The 14,575-nt window shown below is 69.9% G+C and carries 12 protein-coding genes; 6 read left to right on the top strand and 6 right to left on the bottom strand.

The features are described from left to right. Positions 1-59: 59 nt before the first annotated feature. Complete coding sequence (gene rpoD, locus EPA99_RS15150; protein ID WP_129472087.1) at positions 60-1,985, bottom strand: RNA polymerase sigma factor RpoD; 1,926 nt, start codon at positions 1,983-1,985, stop codon at positions 60-62. 193 nt (positions 1,986-2,178) lie between these two features. After that, on the bottom strand, positions 2,179-2,619 hold the full coding sequence (gene dtd, locus EPA99_RS15145) for a D-aminoacyl-tRNA deacylase (RefSeq protein ID WP_129472086.1): 441 nt from the start codon (positions 2,617-2,619) through the stop codon (positions 2,179-2,181). Between the two features lie 103 nt (positions 2,620-2,722). Between dtd and EPA99_RS15140 the strand changes: the two genes are divergently transcribed. From EPA99_RS15140 to EPA99_RS15125, 4 genes are all read left to right on the top strand, one after another. Next, positions 2,723-3,640 (top strand): lauroyl acyltransferase, encoded by a 918-nt coding sequence (locus EPA99_RS15140; protein ID WP_129472085.1) that lies wholly within the window; start codon positions 2,723-2,725, stop codon positions 3,638-3,640. A gap of 358 nt (positions 3,641-3,998) precedes the next feature. Next, positions 3,999-5,132 carry a GTP cyclohydrolase II RibA gene (gene ribA, locus EPA99_RS15135; RefSeq protein ID WP_129472084.1) on the top strand — a complete coding sequence of 378 codons (1,134 nt, stop codon included), beginning with the start codon at positions 3,999-4,001 and terminating at the stop codon, positions 5,130-5,132. Between the two features lie 69 nt (positions 5,133-5,201). Beyond that, positions 5,202-5,717: a PH domain-containing protein gene (locus EPA99_RS15130; RefSeq protein ID WP_425479215.1), complete on the top strand. Its 516-nt coding sequence runs from the start codon at positions 5,202-5,204 to the stop codon at positions 5,715-5,717. Positions 5,718-5,755: 38 nt separating this feature from the next. Continuing rightward, the gene (locus EPA99_RS15125) at positions 5,756-7,237 is read left to right on the top strand and encodes a PH domain-containing protein (RefSeq protein WP_129472083.1); all 1,482 of its coding nucleotides are present in this window, start codon (positions 5,756-5,758) and stop codon (positions 7,235-7,237) included. Positions 7,238-7,306: 69 nt separating this feature from the next. Here the strand turns inward: EPA99_RS15125 and EPA99_RS15120 are convergent, their stop codons facing one another. Continuing rightward, complete coding sequence (locus tag EPA99_RS15120) at positions 7,307-8,338, bottom strand: CDP-glycerol glycerophosphotransferase family protein (RefSeq protein ID WP_129472082.1); 1,032 nt, start codon at positions 8,336-8,338, stop codon at positions 7,307-7,309. A gap of 111 nt (positions 8,339-8,449) precedes the next feature. Between EPA99_RS15120 and EPA99_RS15115 the strand changes: the two genes are divergently transcribed. After that, complete coding sequence (locus tag EPA99_RS15115; RefSeq protein ID WP_129472081.1) at positions 8,450-9,298, top strand: glycosyltransferase family 2 protein; 849 nt, start codon at positions 8,450-8,452, stop codon at positions 9,296-9,298. A gap of 38 nt (positions 9,299-9,336) precedes the next feature. Continuing rightward, the gene (locus EPA99_RS15110; RefSeq protein WP_129472080.1) at positions 9,337-10,188 is read left to right on the top strand and encodes a glycosyltransferase family 2 protein; all 852 of its coding nucleotides are present in this window, start codon (positions 9,337-9,339) and stop codon (positions 10,186-10,188) included. A 32-nt stretch (positions 10,189-10,220) separates the two neighbouring features. Here EPA99_RS15110 and EPA99_RS15105 read toward each other — a convergent pair whose 3' ends face one another. The 3 genes from EPA99_RS15105 to rsmB form a co-directional block, all read right to left on the bottom strand. Then, positions 10,221-11,492, bottom strand: coding sequence for an O-antigen ligase family protein (locus tag EPA99_RS15105; RefSeq protein ID WP_129472079.1), 1,272 nt, complete (start codon positions 11,490-11,492; stop codon positions 10,221-10,223). Further along, positions 11,479-13,122, bottom strand: a complete 1,644-nt coding sequence (locus EPA99_RS15100; RefSeq protein WP_241688424.1) for an ArnT family glycosyltransferase — start codon at positions 13,120-13,122, stop codon at positions 11,479-11,481. The genes EPA99_RS15105 and EPA99_RS15100 overlap by 14 nt, the downstream gene beginning before the upstream one ends. Before the next feature lie 157 nt (positions 13,123-13,279). After that, on the bottom strand, positions 13,280-14,572 hold the full coding sequence (rsmB, locus tag EPA99_RS15095; RefSeq protein ID WP_129472077.1) for a 16S rRNA (cytosine(967)-C(5))-methyltransferase RsmB: 1,293 nt from the start codon (positions 14,570-14,572) through the stop codon (positions 13,280-13,282). Between the last annotated feature and the right edge of the window lie 3 nt (positions 14,573-14,575).

Genomic DNA, 14,575 nt, shown 5'->3' with positions numbered 1-14,575 from the left:
TTCACGCGAAAGGCCCTGCGGATGCAGGGCCTTTCGGTGTTCGCCAGGGGCGATGCGGATCAGTCGATGTCCAGGAAACTGCGCAGCTGCTCCGAACGCGAGGGGTGACGCAGCTTGCGCAGCGCCTTGGCCTCGATCTGACGGATACGCTCGCGGGTGACATCGAACTGCTTGCCGACTTCCTCCAGGGTGTGGTCGGTATTCATGTCGATGCCGAAGCGCATGCGCAGCACCTTGGCTTCCCGCGGGGTCAGGCCGGCCAGGACGTCGCGCACCGTTTCCATCAGGTTGATGTTGGTGGTGTTCTCGATCGGGGACTCCACGTTGGTGTCCTCGATGAAGTCGCCCAGGTGCGAGTCCTCGTCGTCGCCGATCGGGGTCTCCATGGAGATCGGCTCCTTGGCGATCTTCATGACCTTGCGGATCTTGTCTTCCGGCATGTCCATTTCCTTGGCCAGCTCCTCCGGCGTGGCCTCGCGGCCGTACTGCTGGAGCATCTGGCGGGAAATGCGGTTGAGCTTGTTGATCGTCTCGATCATGTGCACCGGGATACGGATGGTGCGCGCCTGGTCGGCGATCGAGCGGGTGATCGCCTGGCGGATCCACCAGGTGGCGTAGGTCGAGAACTTGTAGCCGCGGCGGTATTCGAACTTGTCCACCGCCTTCATCAGGCCGATGTTGCCCTCCTGGATCAGGTCCAGGAACTGCAGGCCGCGGTTGGTGTACTTCTTGGCGATGGAGATCACCAGGCGCAGGTTGGCCTCGACCATTTCCTTCTTGGCCTTGCGCGCCTTGGCTTCGCCGTAGGCCATGGTGCGGGTGATCTCGCGGATCTCGGCCAGCGACAGCAGGGTCGCCTTTTCCAGGTCGATGGTGGCCTGCTGCTCGGCGATGATCTGGTCCTTGACCTCACGCAGGCCCGAGGACCACTTCTGCTTGCGCTTGAGCGCCTCGTCCACCCACTCCAGGTTGGTCTGATTGCCTTCCCAGGAACGGATGAAGTCCTTGCGCGGCATCTTGGCCACGTTGCAGGACAGGTGCAGCACGCGGCGCTCGTGCTTCTTGATGTCGGCCAGCAGGTCGCGCACGGCGCGCACCAGCACGTCGGTCAGCGGGAGCGGCAGCTTGAGCGTCACCAGGACCTCGGACATCTCCTCGCGCAGCTTGGCACCGCCCTTGAAGTCGGCGCTCTTGGCGTGGCCCTTCTTGAACTTGGCCAGCGCGGTGGACATGACTTCCATGCGGCGCGCGACCTCTTCCGGGTCCGGACCGGTGGGGCCGGCGTCCTCGGCATCGCCGGCATCTTCGTCGCCGTCGTCGCTGTCGTCGTCCGAATCGGCATCGGCGTCGTCGGAAGTGGGATTGGCCGCTTCCTCGGCCGCGGCCGCAGCGGCGGCCTCTTCCTCGGCGGCGTAGTCGTTGAAGCCGACCACCACCTCGGCCAGGCGCTTCTTGCCCGCCTTGTGCTGCTCGTACTCCTCCAGCAGCATCTCCACGATGCTCGGCATCAGGCCCAGCGAGGCCTGCACCTGGCCCAGGCCTTCCTCGATGCGCTTGGCGATGGCGATTTCGCCTTCGCGGGTCAGCAGCTCCACCGTGCCCATCTCGCGCATGTACATGCGCACCGGGTCGGTGGTGCGGCCGCCTTCGCTGTCCAGCGAGGTCAGCGCGGCGGCGGCTTCTTCGGCCGCGGTCTCGTCGACTTCGCGGTTACCGGAGGCTTCGCCAGCCAGCAGCAGGGTTTCTGCATCGGGCGCAACTTCATGGACCTGGATGCCCATGCCGTTGATCATGCCGATGATGTCTTCGATCTGCTCCGGGTCGACCATGTCGTCAGGCAGGTGATCATTGACCTCGGCATAGGTCAGATAACCTTGCTCGAGACCTTTGCTGATCAACAGCTTGATGTCGGATGCCTGGGCAGGACGTTCGTTGGCCATGAGTGCTTGCGCCGCCGTCTGAGAGGAAATAAGGGAACCTAGCATTATACCAGCCGGGGGCTTTCCCGTCCGGTTTTGACCTTCCGTTCAGGAAGGCCGTTGAAGAACGTTCAAAGTCGTGTCGCAGGTTGCATCGCGCGCTCGGTGTCGCAGCTCGCACCGCGCCAACCGCAGCGACCGATCCAGTCGCCGAATATCGCGCCACGGCCGCAGGTCTTGCGGCCTGCCTGCCTCAACGTCAGCTCCGCAGCAGAAAGGTCACGGGACCGTCGTTGACCAGGCTTACCACCATATGGGCGCCGAACTGCCCGGTTTCAACGCCTGGCGCGTGTTTTTCACGGCAGATCGCCACGAAGCGGTCGAATTTCGCTTCTGCCTCCTGCGGCGGGGCGGCGCTGGTGAAGCTGGGGCGCATCCCCGAGCGGGTGTCGGCCGCCAGGGTGAACTGGCTGACCAGCAGTAAGCCGCCGGCGGTATCGGCCACCGATCGGTTCATCCGCCCTGCCTCGTCGGCGAAGACCCGGTAGCCGAGCAGGCGCTCGGCCATGCGCGCCAGTTGCGCGTCCGTGTCGCCAGGCTCGACCGCCACCAGCGCCAGCAGCCCCGGCCCGATCGCGCCGATGGTGCGGCCTTCCACTTCCACCGAGGCGCGGCTGACACGCTGGATCAGGCAGAGCATGGCGGGCTGCGACTCCATCCGCGGGAACGATGTACTGCCAGATGGCGGCGGCCTGGTGCGATTGCAAGCCGGCGCCAGAAAAGCGGGCCGTTACACTGCGCGGATGAAGCCGCACACCTTGGCCGCCCTGCTCCATCGCGCCGTCGCCCTGCTCACCGCCCTGCCTTGGCCCTGGCTGCGTCGCCTGGCCGATGGCATCGCCTGGCTGTGGCTGCGGCTGGACGCACGCGAGAGCCGGGTGGCGCGCCGCAACCTGGAGCTGGCCTATCCCGAGCTGCTGCCCAGCCAGCGCGAGGACCTGCAGCGCGCGGTCCTGCGCACCAGCGCGCGGCAGACGCTGGAGACCTTCCGCCTGTGGAGCCAGCCGGCCGGGCAGAACCTGGCGCGCCTGCGCGAGCGCTACGGCCAGGACCTGTACGACGCGGCGCTGGCCTCGGGCAAAGGGCTGATCGTGGCTGCCCCGCACTTCGGCAACTGGGAGCTGCTGAACCAGTGGCTGTCCTCGCGCGGGCCGATCTCCATCGTGTATCGCCCGCCCGAGTCGGCCGTGGGCGATGCTTTCCTGCTGCAGGCCCGGGCCGCGGAGAACATCCGCCAGGTGCGCGCCGAGGGGCCAGCGGTGCGCCAGCTGTTCAAGGTGCTCAAGGAAGGCGGCGCGGTCGGCATCCTGCCCGACCAGCAGCCCAAGGCCGGCGACGGCGTATTCGCCCCGTTCTTCGGCGTGCCGGCGCTGACCATGACCCTGGTCAACCGCCTGGCCGAGCGCACCGGCGCCACCGTGCTGCTGTGCTGGTGCGAGCGCATCGGCCCGGACCTGGAGTTCGCCCTGCACGTGCGCCCGGTCGCACCGGCCATCGCCGACCCCGACCCGGTCACCGCCGCCACCGCGCTCAACGCCGAGATCGAGCACGTCGCCCGCCGCGACCCCGCCCAGTACCAGTGGACCTACAAGCGGTACACGCTGCGGCCGCCGGGCAGTGGGGAGGCCAATCCGTATGCGACGGAACGTCATCCGCATTAGCGAGGAGTGAGTGGAGAGGAGTGAGGAGTGAGCAAAGGCAAGGGCGTGCGCAGGAGGCCCGCGATCAACCGGCTGCGCACTTGCTTCTACTCACTCCTCACTCCTCTCCGCTCACTCCTGGCTTTTACTCACTCCTCACTCCTCACTCCTCTGCGCTCACTCCTGGCTTTTACTCACTCCTCACTCCTCTCCGCTCACTCCTGGCTTCCAGATCGCAGCGTTCCGCGGCAAGCCAGCCCGGCCTGCGCGAGAATAAGCGCCCTGCCCTTCCCCGGCGCCCCTTGCCCTTGGGCCCAGCGGACGCCATGAAAGACCCGAGCGACCGCCCGCCGGCGGCTTTCGGTTCCGGACCCGTGTCATGACCCACCCCCATACCTCCACTGCCGCCCCTCCTGCCGCCCCGCTGTTCGGCAATCCGGCCGCGATCCGCTGCGAGCGCGCCGCGTCCGAGCTGCGCTCCGGGCGGCCGGTGGTGATCGAAGACGGCGAGCAGCGCCTGGCCTTCATCGCCCTGGACGGCAGCACCCAGCAGAGCTACGCCGCCTTCGTCCAGGCCGCGGGCCAGCGCCAGTACCTGTTCGTGCCGCCGCCGCGGGCGCAGGTGCTCGGCCTGGAGGCGCCCACGGGTGCCCGCTTCGCCCTGGCCCAGGTGGACTACGCCGACCTGGCCGCGCTGGGGTACCTGCGCGATGCCAGCGCACCCCGCGATTGGCAGCCCGGCGATGCGCTGGATGCGGCCGCGGTGGAAGTGGCCCGCCTGGGCCTGCTGCTGCCGGCGCTGGTGGCGGTGAGGCTTGCGGCCGAGGATCGCTGCTTCGATGGCTGCGACCGGATCTCCCTGGCCGACCTGAGCGAAGGTGCGCAGCAGGCCGCCCGCGAGTACGCGCTGGTGACGCGCTCACCGGTGCCCCTGCGCGATATCGGCATGACCCAGTTCGCGGTGTTCCGTGGCGGGGTGGCCCAGCGCGACCAGGTGGCGATCATCGTCGGCCATCCCGATGCCGACGCGGTGGTGCCGGTGCGGGTGCATTCGTCCTGCCTGACCGGCGACCTGTTCGGCTCGCTCAAGTGCGACTGCGGCGACCAGCTGCGCCATGGCCTGCTGCGGCTCAAGGAGCTGGGCGGCGGCGTGCTGCTGTACCTGGACCAGGAAGGCCGCGGCACCGGCATCGCCGCCAAGATGCGCGCCTACGGCTACCAGCACGACGGCCTGGACACGATCGATGCCGACGCGCAGCTGGGGTTTGGCGCCGATGAGCGCCGCTACGATGCCGCCGCGGCCATGCTGGGGCTGCTCGGCATTCGCCGGATCACCTTGTTGTCCAACAACCCGTCCAAGGTCGAGCGCTTGCGCGCGGCCGGGGTGGACGTGGTCGGCCGCGAGCCGGTCACCGGCCTGCTGACCGCCGAGAACGAGCACTACCTGCGCACCAAGGCCGCGCGTGCCGGCCATGCGCTGGATGTGGACGCCCTGATCCACTCCTCGCGCTGAGCGCCTGGCCCCGGCGCAGGCGAGGCAAGCCGCTGCGGGAGTGATAGGCTCCCGGCGCCCCCTCGAAGGATCGATCGCGTGTCCGCCGTCCAAGACCTTGCACCGCCCGCGACCGAAGAAGACTGGAAGCCGCTGCCCTCCCGGGGCGCCCGCCTGGCCGCGCTGGGTGGCGCGGTCGGCATGGCCACCACCCTGCTGGTGGCCGGCTGTGGGCCGCTGTTGCTGTGGCACCCCACCGGGTGGTGGCTGGCCCTGCTGGGCCTGGGCGTGGCCGGGCTGGTGATCGGCGGCTGGATCGGCGTGCGCCGGCATCGGGCCACGCAGTGGCGGCTGGATGAGGACAGCCTGGGCCTGCGCCGCGGGCGTTGGTGGCAGACCGAGACCCGCGTACCGCTTTCGCGCGTGCAGCACCTGGACCTCAAGCGCGGTCCGCTGGAGCGCTCGGTCGGCCTGTCTACCCTGGTGGTGCATACCGCCGGCACCAAGCTCAACGCGGTGGCGGTGGCCGGGCTGGACCAGCACGATGCCGAACGCCTGCGCGACCGCCTGGCGCGGCAGCTCGACCACCACGACGACGCCCTGTGAGCGAGGCGCTCGATCCGCCTTCCGCGCCGCGGGAGGACATGGCAGAACGCCGCCTGCATCCGTGGTCGTGGCTGTTCGTGCTGCTGCAGCAACTCAAGCAGTTCATCGTGCCGCTGGGCGCGCTGCTGATCTTCGGCGGCCGCACCCAACGCGACGAGCCCTGGCAGCACCTGGCCTCGCTGATCGTCATCGCCGTGCTGGTGGCCAGCTCGATCCTGCGTTACCTGACCTTCCGCTACCGGATCGGCCGCGATGGCCTGACCCTGCGCAGTGGCTGGCTCAACCGCAGCGTGCGCGAGATTCCCTTCGCGCGCATCCACAACGTCGGCGTTCACCAGAGCCTCCTGCATCGCGCCTTTGGCGTGGCCGAGGTGCGGCTGGAGTCGGCCGGCGGCAGCAAGCCGGAAGCGGAAATGCGCGTGCTGCGCCTGGACCAGGCGTTGGCGCTGGAGCAGCAGGTGCGCCACCGCGGCAGCGCGCCCCAGGCCGCCGAGGCGCCAACGGCGGCGGCCTCGGACACCCTGCTGGCCCTGCCGCCCGCCGAGGTCGTCCGCCTGGGGCTGATCTCCAACCGCGGGATGCTGGCGGTGGCGGCCGCCTTCGGTGCGACCTACCAGTTCTTCCCCGAGCGCGTGGTCGCCAACTTCATCGAGTTCTATGGCCGCCAGGCCTATGGCTACGCCAGCGCGCTGCACCTGGGCTGGATGGCGGGCGTGCTGACCGCCGTGGTTCTGGCCGGCCTGGCGCTCATTGCCCTGCGACTGCTGTCGGTGCTGCTGGCGCTGCTGCAGTACCACGGCTTCCGACTCAGCGAGCACGAGCGCCGGCTGACCGTGGAACGCGGTCTGCTCACGCGCCTGCGCACCAGCGTCTCGCGTCGCCGTATCCAGTCCTGGACGCTGGAGGAAGGCGTGCTGCATCGCCTGTTCGGCCGGCGCAGCCTGCGCGTGGACACGGCGGTGGCCGAGCGCCAGGACCAGGGCGCGCGCGCGCTCAAGGAGCTGGCGCCGCTGGCCACCCCCGCGGCCTGCGATGCGCTGGTGCACCACGTGCTGCCCGGCGTGCAGTGGCCGCCGTCGCAGTGGCAGTCGATCCCGGCGCGTCACTGGTGGCGCTTGAGCCTGCCGGCGCTGTGCCTGATTCCGATGCTTACCGCCGCGGCGGTCTGGCGCTGGGGCGACTGGGGCTGGCTGCCGCTGCTGTGGCTGCCGTGGTCGGCGCTGAAGTCCTACCGCGAGATGCGGCGCATGGGCTGGTCGATGGACCAGGACCTGATCGCCGTGCGCGGCGGCTGGTGGTCGCGCTGGTGGCGCTTTGCCGAGCTCGGCAAGCTGCAGGCCCTGCGCCTGGAGCGCTCGCCGCTGGACCGCCGCTTCGGCACCGCCTCGCTGCTGCTGGACACCGCCGGTGCCACCTCCGCCGCACCGGCGCTGCGCATCCCCTACCTGCCACTGGCCCAGGCGCAGGCGCTGCACGCCGCGCTATGCCACGCCATGGCGCGGCAACGGCTGCGCTGGTAGTTCACGCCGCCAGGCAGGCCGACGGCGCGGGAGGCTGCGGCGAACCTGCAGCGCAGGCCCGGCGACGACTCAATAACCTGCCGGCCCCCAGTAGCCGATGCGGCGGCGGATCTTGAGCTTGCGCCACAGGTTCATCGGCTTAGGTCTGCGGCTGCGTCCGCCCTCGGCCACGAACTGGTCGATGGCCTCCAGCACGCGCTCGCTTGAGCGCCCGTCGCGATAGGGATGCAGCTGGTCGGCAAACGCCTTGACCGCCGCCATCAGCTGCGGCGGACGCGACAGCGCGCGCCGGATCGCCGGCTCGAACTGTGCCGGGTCGTCGATATCGATCAGCTGCGGTCCCGGGCGACGGTTCTTGAAGGTCACCACGGGCTTGTAGGTCAGCAGGAACTCGTTGAGCGCCGAGGAGGTGTCCGAGCACATCATGTCCACCTGCGGGAACAGGTCCAGGATGTTGTCGTTCTCGGCAAAGTGCAGGTGCTCGCTTTGCAGCGCCTTGTACTTGGCCACCATCTCCGGGTTCATCTTCGGGTGGAAGGTCACGATCCAGCGGAACTCGCCCGTGCGCGAGAGGCGCGCGATCTCGTCGTAGAGGATGGGCGCTGCGCTCCACGAAGGCGAAAACGTGGAGTGGTACAGGATCACCGGCGGGCGGCGCACCGGCTCGGGTGCATCGCCCAGCTGGCTCATGAACGGATCGATCTTGGGAAAGCCGGTCTCCTTGACCGCGAAGTGTCCCAGCTCCTGCGCCAGGGCACCGAAGGCGGCGGTGTCCTTTGGCCCGGTGGTGCAGTACAGATCGAAGAACCCGCGGATGTAGATGTGGCGCGGTTTGCCGGCATCGAAACCGTGGAAGGTCTCGACCTTCACCCCGGGAAAGAAATGCGGCACGGCATTGGACGAGGTGATCACCGCGTACGGCTTCCACGCGCGCACCTGCGCCACCGTCAGCAGGGTCTCGTCCGCGGCCAGGTCCTCGGCGCCCGGGCCATCGAAGAACCAGGCCGCCTCGTCGCCGCGCGCGCGGATGGCCGCCTGGATCGGCCGCAGGATGGCCAGCGCGTAGCGCTCTGACCCGTAAAGCAGATAGTGACGCGGCACGCGGCGCTCCCGTGGCAAGGCTTACAGCTCCGGATTATCGCATCGGCCCGCTGCCCGGGTCCTGCCCGCGCGCTGCTAGGCTGTATCCCCTCGCCACCGACGACTGCGTGCATGTCCGACGCTCCCCGCCCACCCCCGGCCGCCCACGCCACGGCTTTGCCGATCTCGGCCTGCATCATCGCTTTCAACGAGGCCGACCGCATTGGCGATTGCCTGGCTTCGCTGGCTTTCTGCGAGGAAATCGTGGTGGTGGATTCCGGCTCGACCGATGGCACCCAGGCCGTGGCCCAGGCCATGGGTGCGCGGGTGCTGTCGCGGCCGTTCGACGGCTTCCGCAGCCAGAAGCAGTTCGCGGTGGACCAGGCCAGCCACGACTGGGTGCTGTGCCTGGATGCGGACGAACGCGTGGACCCGACCCTGCGCGCCGCGATCCAGGCCGAGCGCCATGCCGGCTTCTCCCGCGCGCCGGGCTATCGCTTCGCCCGCCTGTCCGAGTACTACGGCCGTTTCCTGCGTCATGGCACCGCCTATCCCGATCACGTGCTGCGCCTGTTCGACCGCCGCCGCGGCGGCTGGCGCGGCGAGCGCGAGATCCACGAGGCGGTATCCATCGACGGCAAGGTCGAAACGCTGGCAGGCGACCTGCTGCATCATCCCTATCGCTCCTTCATGCAGTTGCTGGAGAAGAAGCAGCGCTACGCGCGGATGATGGCCGAGTACGAGTTCTCCCGCGGAAAGCGCGCCAGCCTGGCCAAGCTGATCCTGTCGCCGGCCTGGCGCTTCTGGCGCGGCTGGCTGCTGCGCGGCGGCTTCCTCGATGGCTGGCCCGGGCTGATCGAGTCCTACGTCAGCGCCAACTACGTGCGCCAGAAGACCATCATGCTGTGGCTGCTGCAGCATGGACAGCCGGTGGTCACCCCTGCGCGCGCGCCGGGTCCGAAGCCGAGCGAGCCGGCGTGACCCTCGCGGCGTCCGCATCTGACGAAAGACCACGCGATGTGTCCGTCGTCCTGCTGACCTACAACTGGCCACAGGCCTTGTCGCGCGTGCTGGACAGCATCGCCTGGCAGCGCCGGCTGCCGGAGGAGGTCATCGTCGCCGATGACGGATCAAGCGAGTCCACCAGCGCCCTGCTGCGGGCCCGCGCAGCGCACTTCCCCTGCGCCCTGCGCCATGTCTGGCAGGAGGACCTGGGCTTTCGCGCCGCGCGCTGCCGCAACCGCGGGATCGCCGTGGCGCGCAGCGCGTACATCGTGCTGATCGATGGCGACATGGTGCTGCACCCGGATTTCATTGCCGACCATCTGGCGCTGGCCCGCCGCGGCGCGCTGATGCAGGGCGGGCGCATCAAGTGGACCCAGGCCGAGTCCGAGCGCGTGATGGCCGGCAAGGCGCCGGTGTTCTCGCCCTTGGCACAGGCCGACTACCGCGCCTTCGATGCGATGCCGCGGCATTACGCGTTCCGTTCGCCCTGGCTGGCCCGGCGCAAGGCGCGCAGGCCAGGCGGACGGGTGATGAGCTGCAACATGGGCCTGTGGCGCGAAGACCTGCTGGCCTGCAACGGCTTCGATGAGCGCATGGAAGGCTATGGCGCCGAAGACCGCGAGCTGGTCGCGCGCCTGGGCAACGCCGGCATCGCCAAGCACCCGCTGAAGTGGGCCGCGCTGGCCGGGCACCTGGAGCACCGCAGCCGCGCCCAGGCCGATGTGGACGAGGCGACCCTGCCGAACAACGCCCTGTTCCTGCAGACCGTGCGCGCCGGCCTCACCCGCTGCGAGGCGGGCATCGACGCGCACACCGGGATCCAAGCGCCGGATCTGCGCCTTGAGTCAGTCTCGATCGACCCCTAAAGGCAATCTGTGGGTGTTACTCAAGCTTCCTTTCAGTCCTTCTGCGGGTTCTCGCGCAGACTGAAGCCCAGCAACATGCCGACCAGCAACACATAGCTGGTCGCGGTGAGCTGGTGGGCGAACAGCGACTGGGTCAGCCCACAGATAATGAACACCAGCACCAGGGTCACGCCCGTCAGTGCCGCACTGCGCGAACGCCGCGGAAAGGGCCGGGCGAAGGAGCGCCGCGCGAACAGCCACAGCGGCAGGCCATACAGCACCACCAGCGCAACCACGCCCGGCGCGCCCATGGTGGCGCCCCACTCGGCCAGGTCGTTGTGCGCGTGGCTGAGCCGGCACACTTCCTCGCCCTCGGTACGCGGCACCTGGCAGAGCGGCTCGGCATGGATGGCGCGGTCGAACTTGCCCACGCCCACCCCGGTCCCGGGATGGGCCAGGAAGGTCTTGCCCGCCAGCTGCAACAGCTGGATGCGCGCACCGGAGGAAGAGTCCATGTCACCGCGCGAGTAGCGCGCCAGGTCGCCCTGCAGCGCGGTGATGCGCTCTTCCACCTTCGGGCTCAGCACCAGCGCGGCGGCCAGGCCGAGCGCGGCCACGCCGAGCAGCTCCCACCAGCGCGCGCGCCTGCCGGCCAGCAGGCCGGTCAGCGCGATCACGCCCAGCGCCAGCCAGGTCCCGCGGCTGCCGCTCAGCACCACGGCCGTCACTCCCGCCAGGGTTCCCAGCACCACCCAGGGCATCCGCCCGGAGGCGCGGAAGAACACCACCACCACCAGCAGCACCGCCGCCATGTCGCCGAAGACGATCGCGTTGGTCCAGCCGTCGGCGCGCGGCACCCCGTGGACGTATTGCCACAGCGCCACCCCGCAGGCGCCCAGCAAGCCGACCACCGCCCCGCCCCACAGCGCGGCACGCGGCGGGCGGAAGGCGACGGTGATCAGCAACGCCATCGGCATCACCAGCGTGCGCCCGCGGCTGTCCGCCTCGCGCCAGCCGGTGTCGTGGACCAGCACCGACATCGACACCACCAGCGATACCAGGACCGCGATGGCGGTCAGCACCAACAACGGTCGACGCAACAACCGCAGGTGATGCCACAGGCAGTCCGGCGCCAGGCCGACCGCCAGCAGGGTCAGCAAGGTCGCCGGACGCAGCCCCCAGGGGGTGGAGATGACAAAGGCCGGCAAGGCGAACACCGCCAGCGTGCACAGCGCGCGCGCCAGCCGCAGCCGCGGCGAATCGAAGGCGAAGTTCGACCTGCCATCGGACAACACCAGGCTGCCGAAGCCGTCAGTCTTCACCATCGTCCAGGTCTTCGCCGACTGGCGGCGCTGCCGGGCAGTGCACGCGCGCGGCCATCGGCACCAGCCACCAGCTGCGCCGGTTGGAGATGCCGATCATCTGCGCGATGCCGCGGTCCACGCAGGCCGGCATGGACGGCTCCTGCACCAGCAGCCAGCGCGAGCCGGGCGCCGCCGCCTGCCAGGCCAGGCCGTGGGCAAGCTGCTCCCGGAACGGCATCTTGAAGCCGAAGGTGGTGGTGCGCGAGGCGGACATGAGCAGATTTTGTTCCTTCCACGCGACCAGGCCAAGCTCCGCGTCGGGCCCGATGCGCGCGGCCACCGCGCGCATGACCCCGCGCGCCGAGCTGGAATCGTTCAACAGGCCGTATCCCACCAGGCCGTACAGCACCCACACCCCGCCCAGCGACCACAGCAGCGCCTGCACGGCGCGGCGGCGCCGGAACCACAGCACGCTGCCGGCGGCGAAGCTGCCCACGGCCACCATCAGCCAGGCGAAGGGCGCGGCGTCGTAGAGTCCGCGGTCGGCCAGGAAGCGCGCCTCGAAGCGCGGATCGCCCAGCAGCATCGAACCGCCCGCGCCCAGGGTCACCAGCGCCAGCAGGCAGGCCAGTCCCAGCGCCAGCCACTGGCTGCTGCGCTTGCGCAGGATGCCGGGCAGCAGGGGCGCCAGCGCCAGGCACGCCATCGGCAGCGCCGGCATGATGTACACGTCGCGCTTGCCATGCGGAATGCTGAAGAACAGCAGCACCAGGGCCCACCACGCCAACGGCAGCAGGTAGCGCGCATCGCGACGGCGCAGGCGGCGGCGCCAGGCCGGGATCGCCCAGGGCAAGGCCAGCATCGGCGGCAGCCACATCGTGGCCATGACCTTGAAGTGGTACCAGGCCGGCTGCTGGTGGTCCCAGGAGGCCGAATAACGCTTGGCCGTCTGCCGCAGCAGGATGTCCCGGAGGTAGGCGCGGTACTCTGGCTCGGCGTGGGTCAGCGCCACCGTCACCATCGGCACCAGCCACAGGAAGATCGCCAGGAAAAACGCCGCAGGCCCCAGCCAGAAGCGCCGGTCGCGCGCATGCACCCGCACCGCAGGCCAGCGACACAGCGCCGCGATCCCGGCCGGCACCACCATCAGCAGCGCGATGACCCCCACCCCCTTGGTGATCACGCCCAGCCCGGCGGCGAACCACCCCAACGTCCACATGCGCCAGTCCGGGCCGCGCAGCAGGTGACGCAGCAGGCCATAGTTGGCCAGCGTGATCAGGCCGGTGACCAACGGATCGATCTGCGCCTTCTTGGCCTGAAAGGTGAACTGGAAGGTAAACAGCACGGCCCAGGCCGCATACAGCCCGACCTTGCGCGTCCACAGCCGCTTGCCCAGGTCGTAGACGCACCAAAGCGTCAGCAGGGCCGCCAGCAGCGAGGGCAGCAGGAAGCTCACGCGCAGACTGCCGGTCAGCGTGAGCAGCCCGGCCTGCAGCCACATCAGCAGCGGCGGCTTGTCCGAATACAGCTCCACGCCGCGATGCGGGAACAGCCAGTTGCCGCTTTCCACCATCTGCCGGGCCACCAGCGCAAAGCGTGGCTCGTCCGCCGGCCATGGGTCGCGCAGGCCCAGGCCCGCGCCCAGCACCATCAGGGCAGTCAGCGCCAGCAGCCAGGCATCACCGGTGCGCTGCCGCGCATGGGCCTGTCCGTACACACCGCGGGACAGGTCACGAAAAGAGGAGTTGGGCATGGCGCCGAATCATAGCCAGCGGATGTCGGAACAACGTCGCCACCTCGGCGCGGGGTCAGCCGGCCTTGCGCAGCCGGGCGTAGAAGAATCCGTCCATGCCGTCCTCGCCGGGCAGGCGCTGGCGCCCGGCACCGCTTGCATGGCCGTAGGCTTGGTCCAGCGGCAGCACCTGCGCCTGCGGCTGTCGCGCGAGAAAGCCATCGATCTGGCGCGCATTTTCGTCCTTGAGGATCGAGCACGTGGTGTAGACCAAGGTGCCGCCCGGCTTGAGCATCGCCCAGGCCGCGTCCAGCAGCCGCGCCTGGGTCAGCGTGAGCTGGCTCAGGTCTTGCTCGCGCCGATGGATCAGCACGTCCGGCTGTCGCCGCACGATGCCGGTGGCCGAGCACGGCGCATCGAGCAGGACCGCATCGAACGGCGCACCGTCCCACCATGCGGCCGGCTCCCCGGCATCGCCGGCGACCACCTGGGCCCGAGCGCCCACGCGCGCCAGCGTCTCGCGCACCCGCGCCAGCCGACGCGGATCGATGTCCAGCGCCAGCAGTTGCAGGCTGGGGTCGCGCTCCAGCAGGTGCGCGCTCTTGCCGCCCGGCGCGGCGCAGGCATCCAGGACGCGTGCGTGCGCGGCAGGCGCGACGGCGTCGGCGACCTGCTGGGCAGAGCCGTCCTGCACCGACACCAGCCCCTGGGCGAAGCCGGGCAGGCTGGCCACCGGCACCGAGGCCTGCAGGCCGATGGCCTCGGCCAGCACCGCATGCGCCTCGGCCTGGATGCCCGCGGCCTGCAGCTGGGCCAGATAGTCCGCGCGGCTCACCCGGGCACGGTTGACCCGCAGCCACAGCGGCGCCGGCGCCAAGCTGGCCGCGAAGATGTCATGCGCCTGGTCGGGCCAGTCCCGGGTCACCCGCTGCCGCAGCCACTGCGGCCAGGCCAGCGAGGCATCCACCTCGGCCACGCCCTCGCGCTGGGCGCGACGCAGCAGCGCGTTGACCAGCCCGGCCTGGTGCGGCTTGCCGAGCGCGCGCGCCGCCTCGACCGTGGCCGACAGGGCCGCGTGCGCCGGCAGTTCCAGCGCCTGCAGCTGCGCCAGGCCGCCCAGCAGCAAGGCATGCAGTTCGGCATCGTGCTTGCCCGGCGGCTTGGGCATCCAGCGCCGCAAGGCGGCATCGAACCGGGCCCGCGCCCGCAGCGCGGAGAAGCAGATCGCCTCGGTCAGGGCGCGATCGCGCGGATCGTCCAGGGCCGGCAACGCCGACGCCAGCTCGGCCTTCAGCGAACGCCCGCGGTGCAGCACCGCCGCCAGCACCCGCGTGGCCTGCACGCGCGGGGCCACGCCCGAAGGGCTCATCGC

Origin of the sequence: Pseudoxanthomonas composti, from assembly GCF_004122095.1 — a bacterium.
Taxonomy (GTDB): Bacteria; Pseudomonadota; Gammaproteobacteria; order Xanthomonadales; family Xanthomonadaceae; genus Pseudoxanthomonas_A; species Pseudoxanthomonas_A composti.
The sequence above is the reverse complement of the archived record's forward strand: the minus strand, read 5'-3'. Positions and strand labels throughout refer to the sequence as shown.

Bases quoted from the DNA above. Each gene is read 5' to 3' on its own strand.
- rpoD (WP_129472087.1), bottom strand. From the start codon at position 1,985: ATGCTAGGTTCCCTTATTTCCTCTCAGACGGCGGCGCAAGCACTCATG.
- dtd (WP_129472086.1), bottom strand. From the start codon at position 2,619: ATGCTCTGCCTGATCCAGCGTGTCAGCCGCGCCTCGGTGGAAGTGGAA.
- EPA99_RS15140 (WP_129472085.1), top strand. From the start codon at position 2,723: ATGAAGCCGCACACCTTGGCCGCCCTGCTCCATCGCGCCGTCGCCCTG.
- ribA (WP_129472084.1), top strand. From the start codon at position 3,999: ATGACCCACCCCCATACCTCCACTGCCGCCCCTCCTGCCGCCCCGCTG.
- EPA99_RS15125 (WP_129472083.1), top strand. From the start codon at position 5,756: ATGGCAGAACGCCGCCTGCATCCGTGGTCGTGGCTGTTCGTGCTGCTG.
- EPA99_RS15115 (WP_129472081.1), top strand. From the start codon at position 8,450: ATGTCCGACGCTCCCCGCCCACCCCCGGCCGCCCACGCCACGGCTTTG.
- EPA99_RS15105 (WP_129472079.1), bottom strand. From the start codon at position 11,492: ATGGTGAAGACTGACGGCTTCGGCAGCCTGGTGTTGTCCGATGGCAGG.
- EPA99_RS15100 (WP_241688424.1), bottom strand. From the start codon at position 13,122: ATGGTGCTGGGCGCGGGCCTGGGCCTGCGCGACCCATGGCCGGCGGAC.
- rsmB (WP_129472077.1), bottom strand. From the start codon at position 14,572: ATGAGCCCTTCGGGCGTGGCCCCGCGCGTGCAGGCCACGCGGGTGCTG.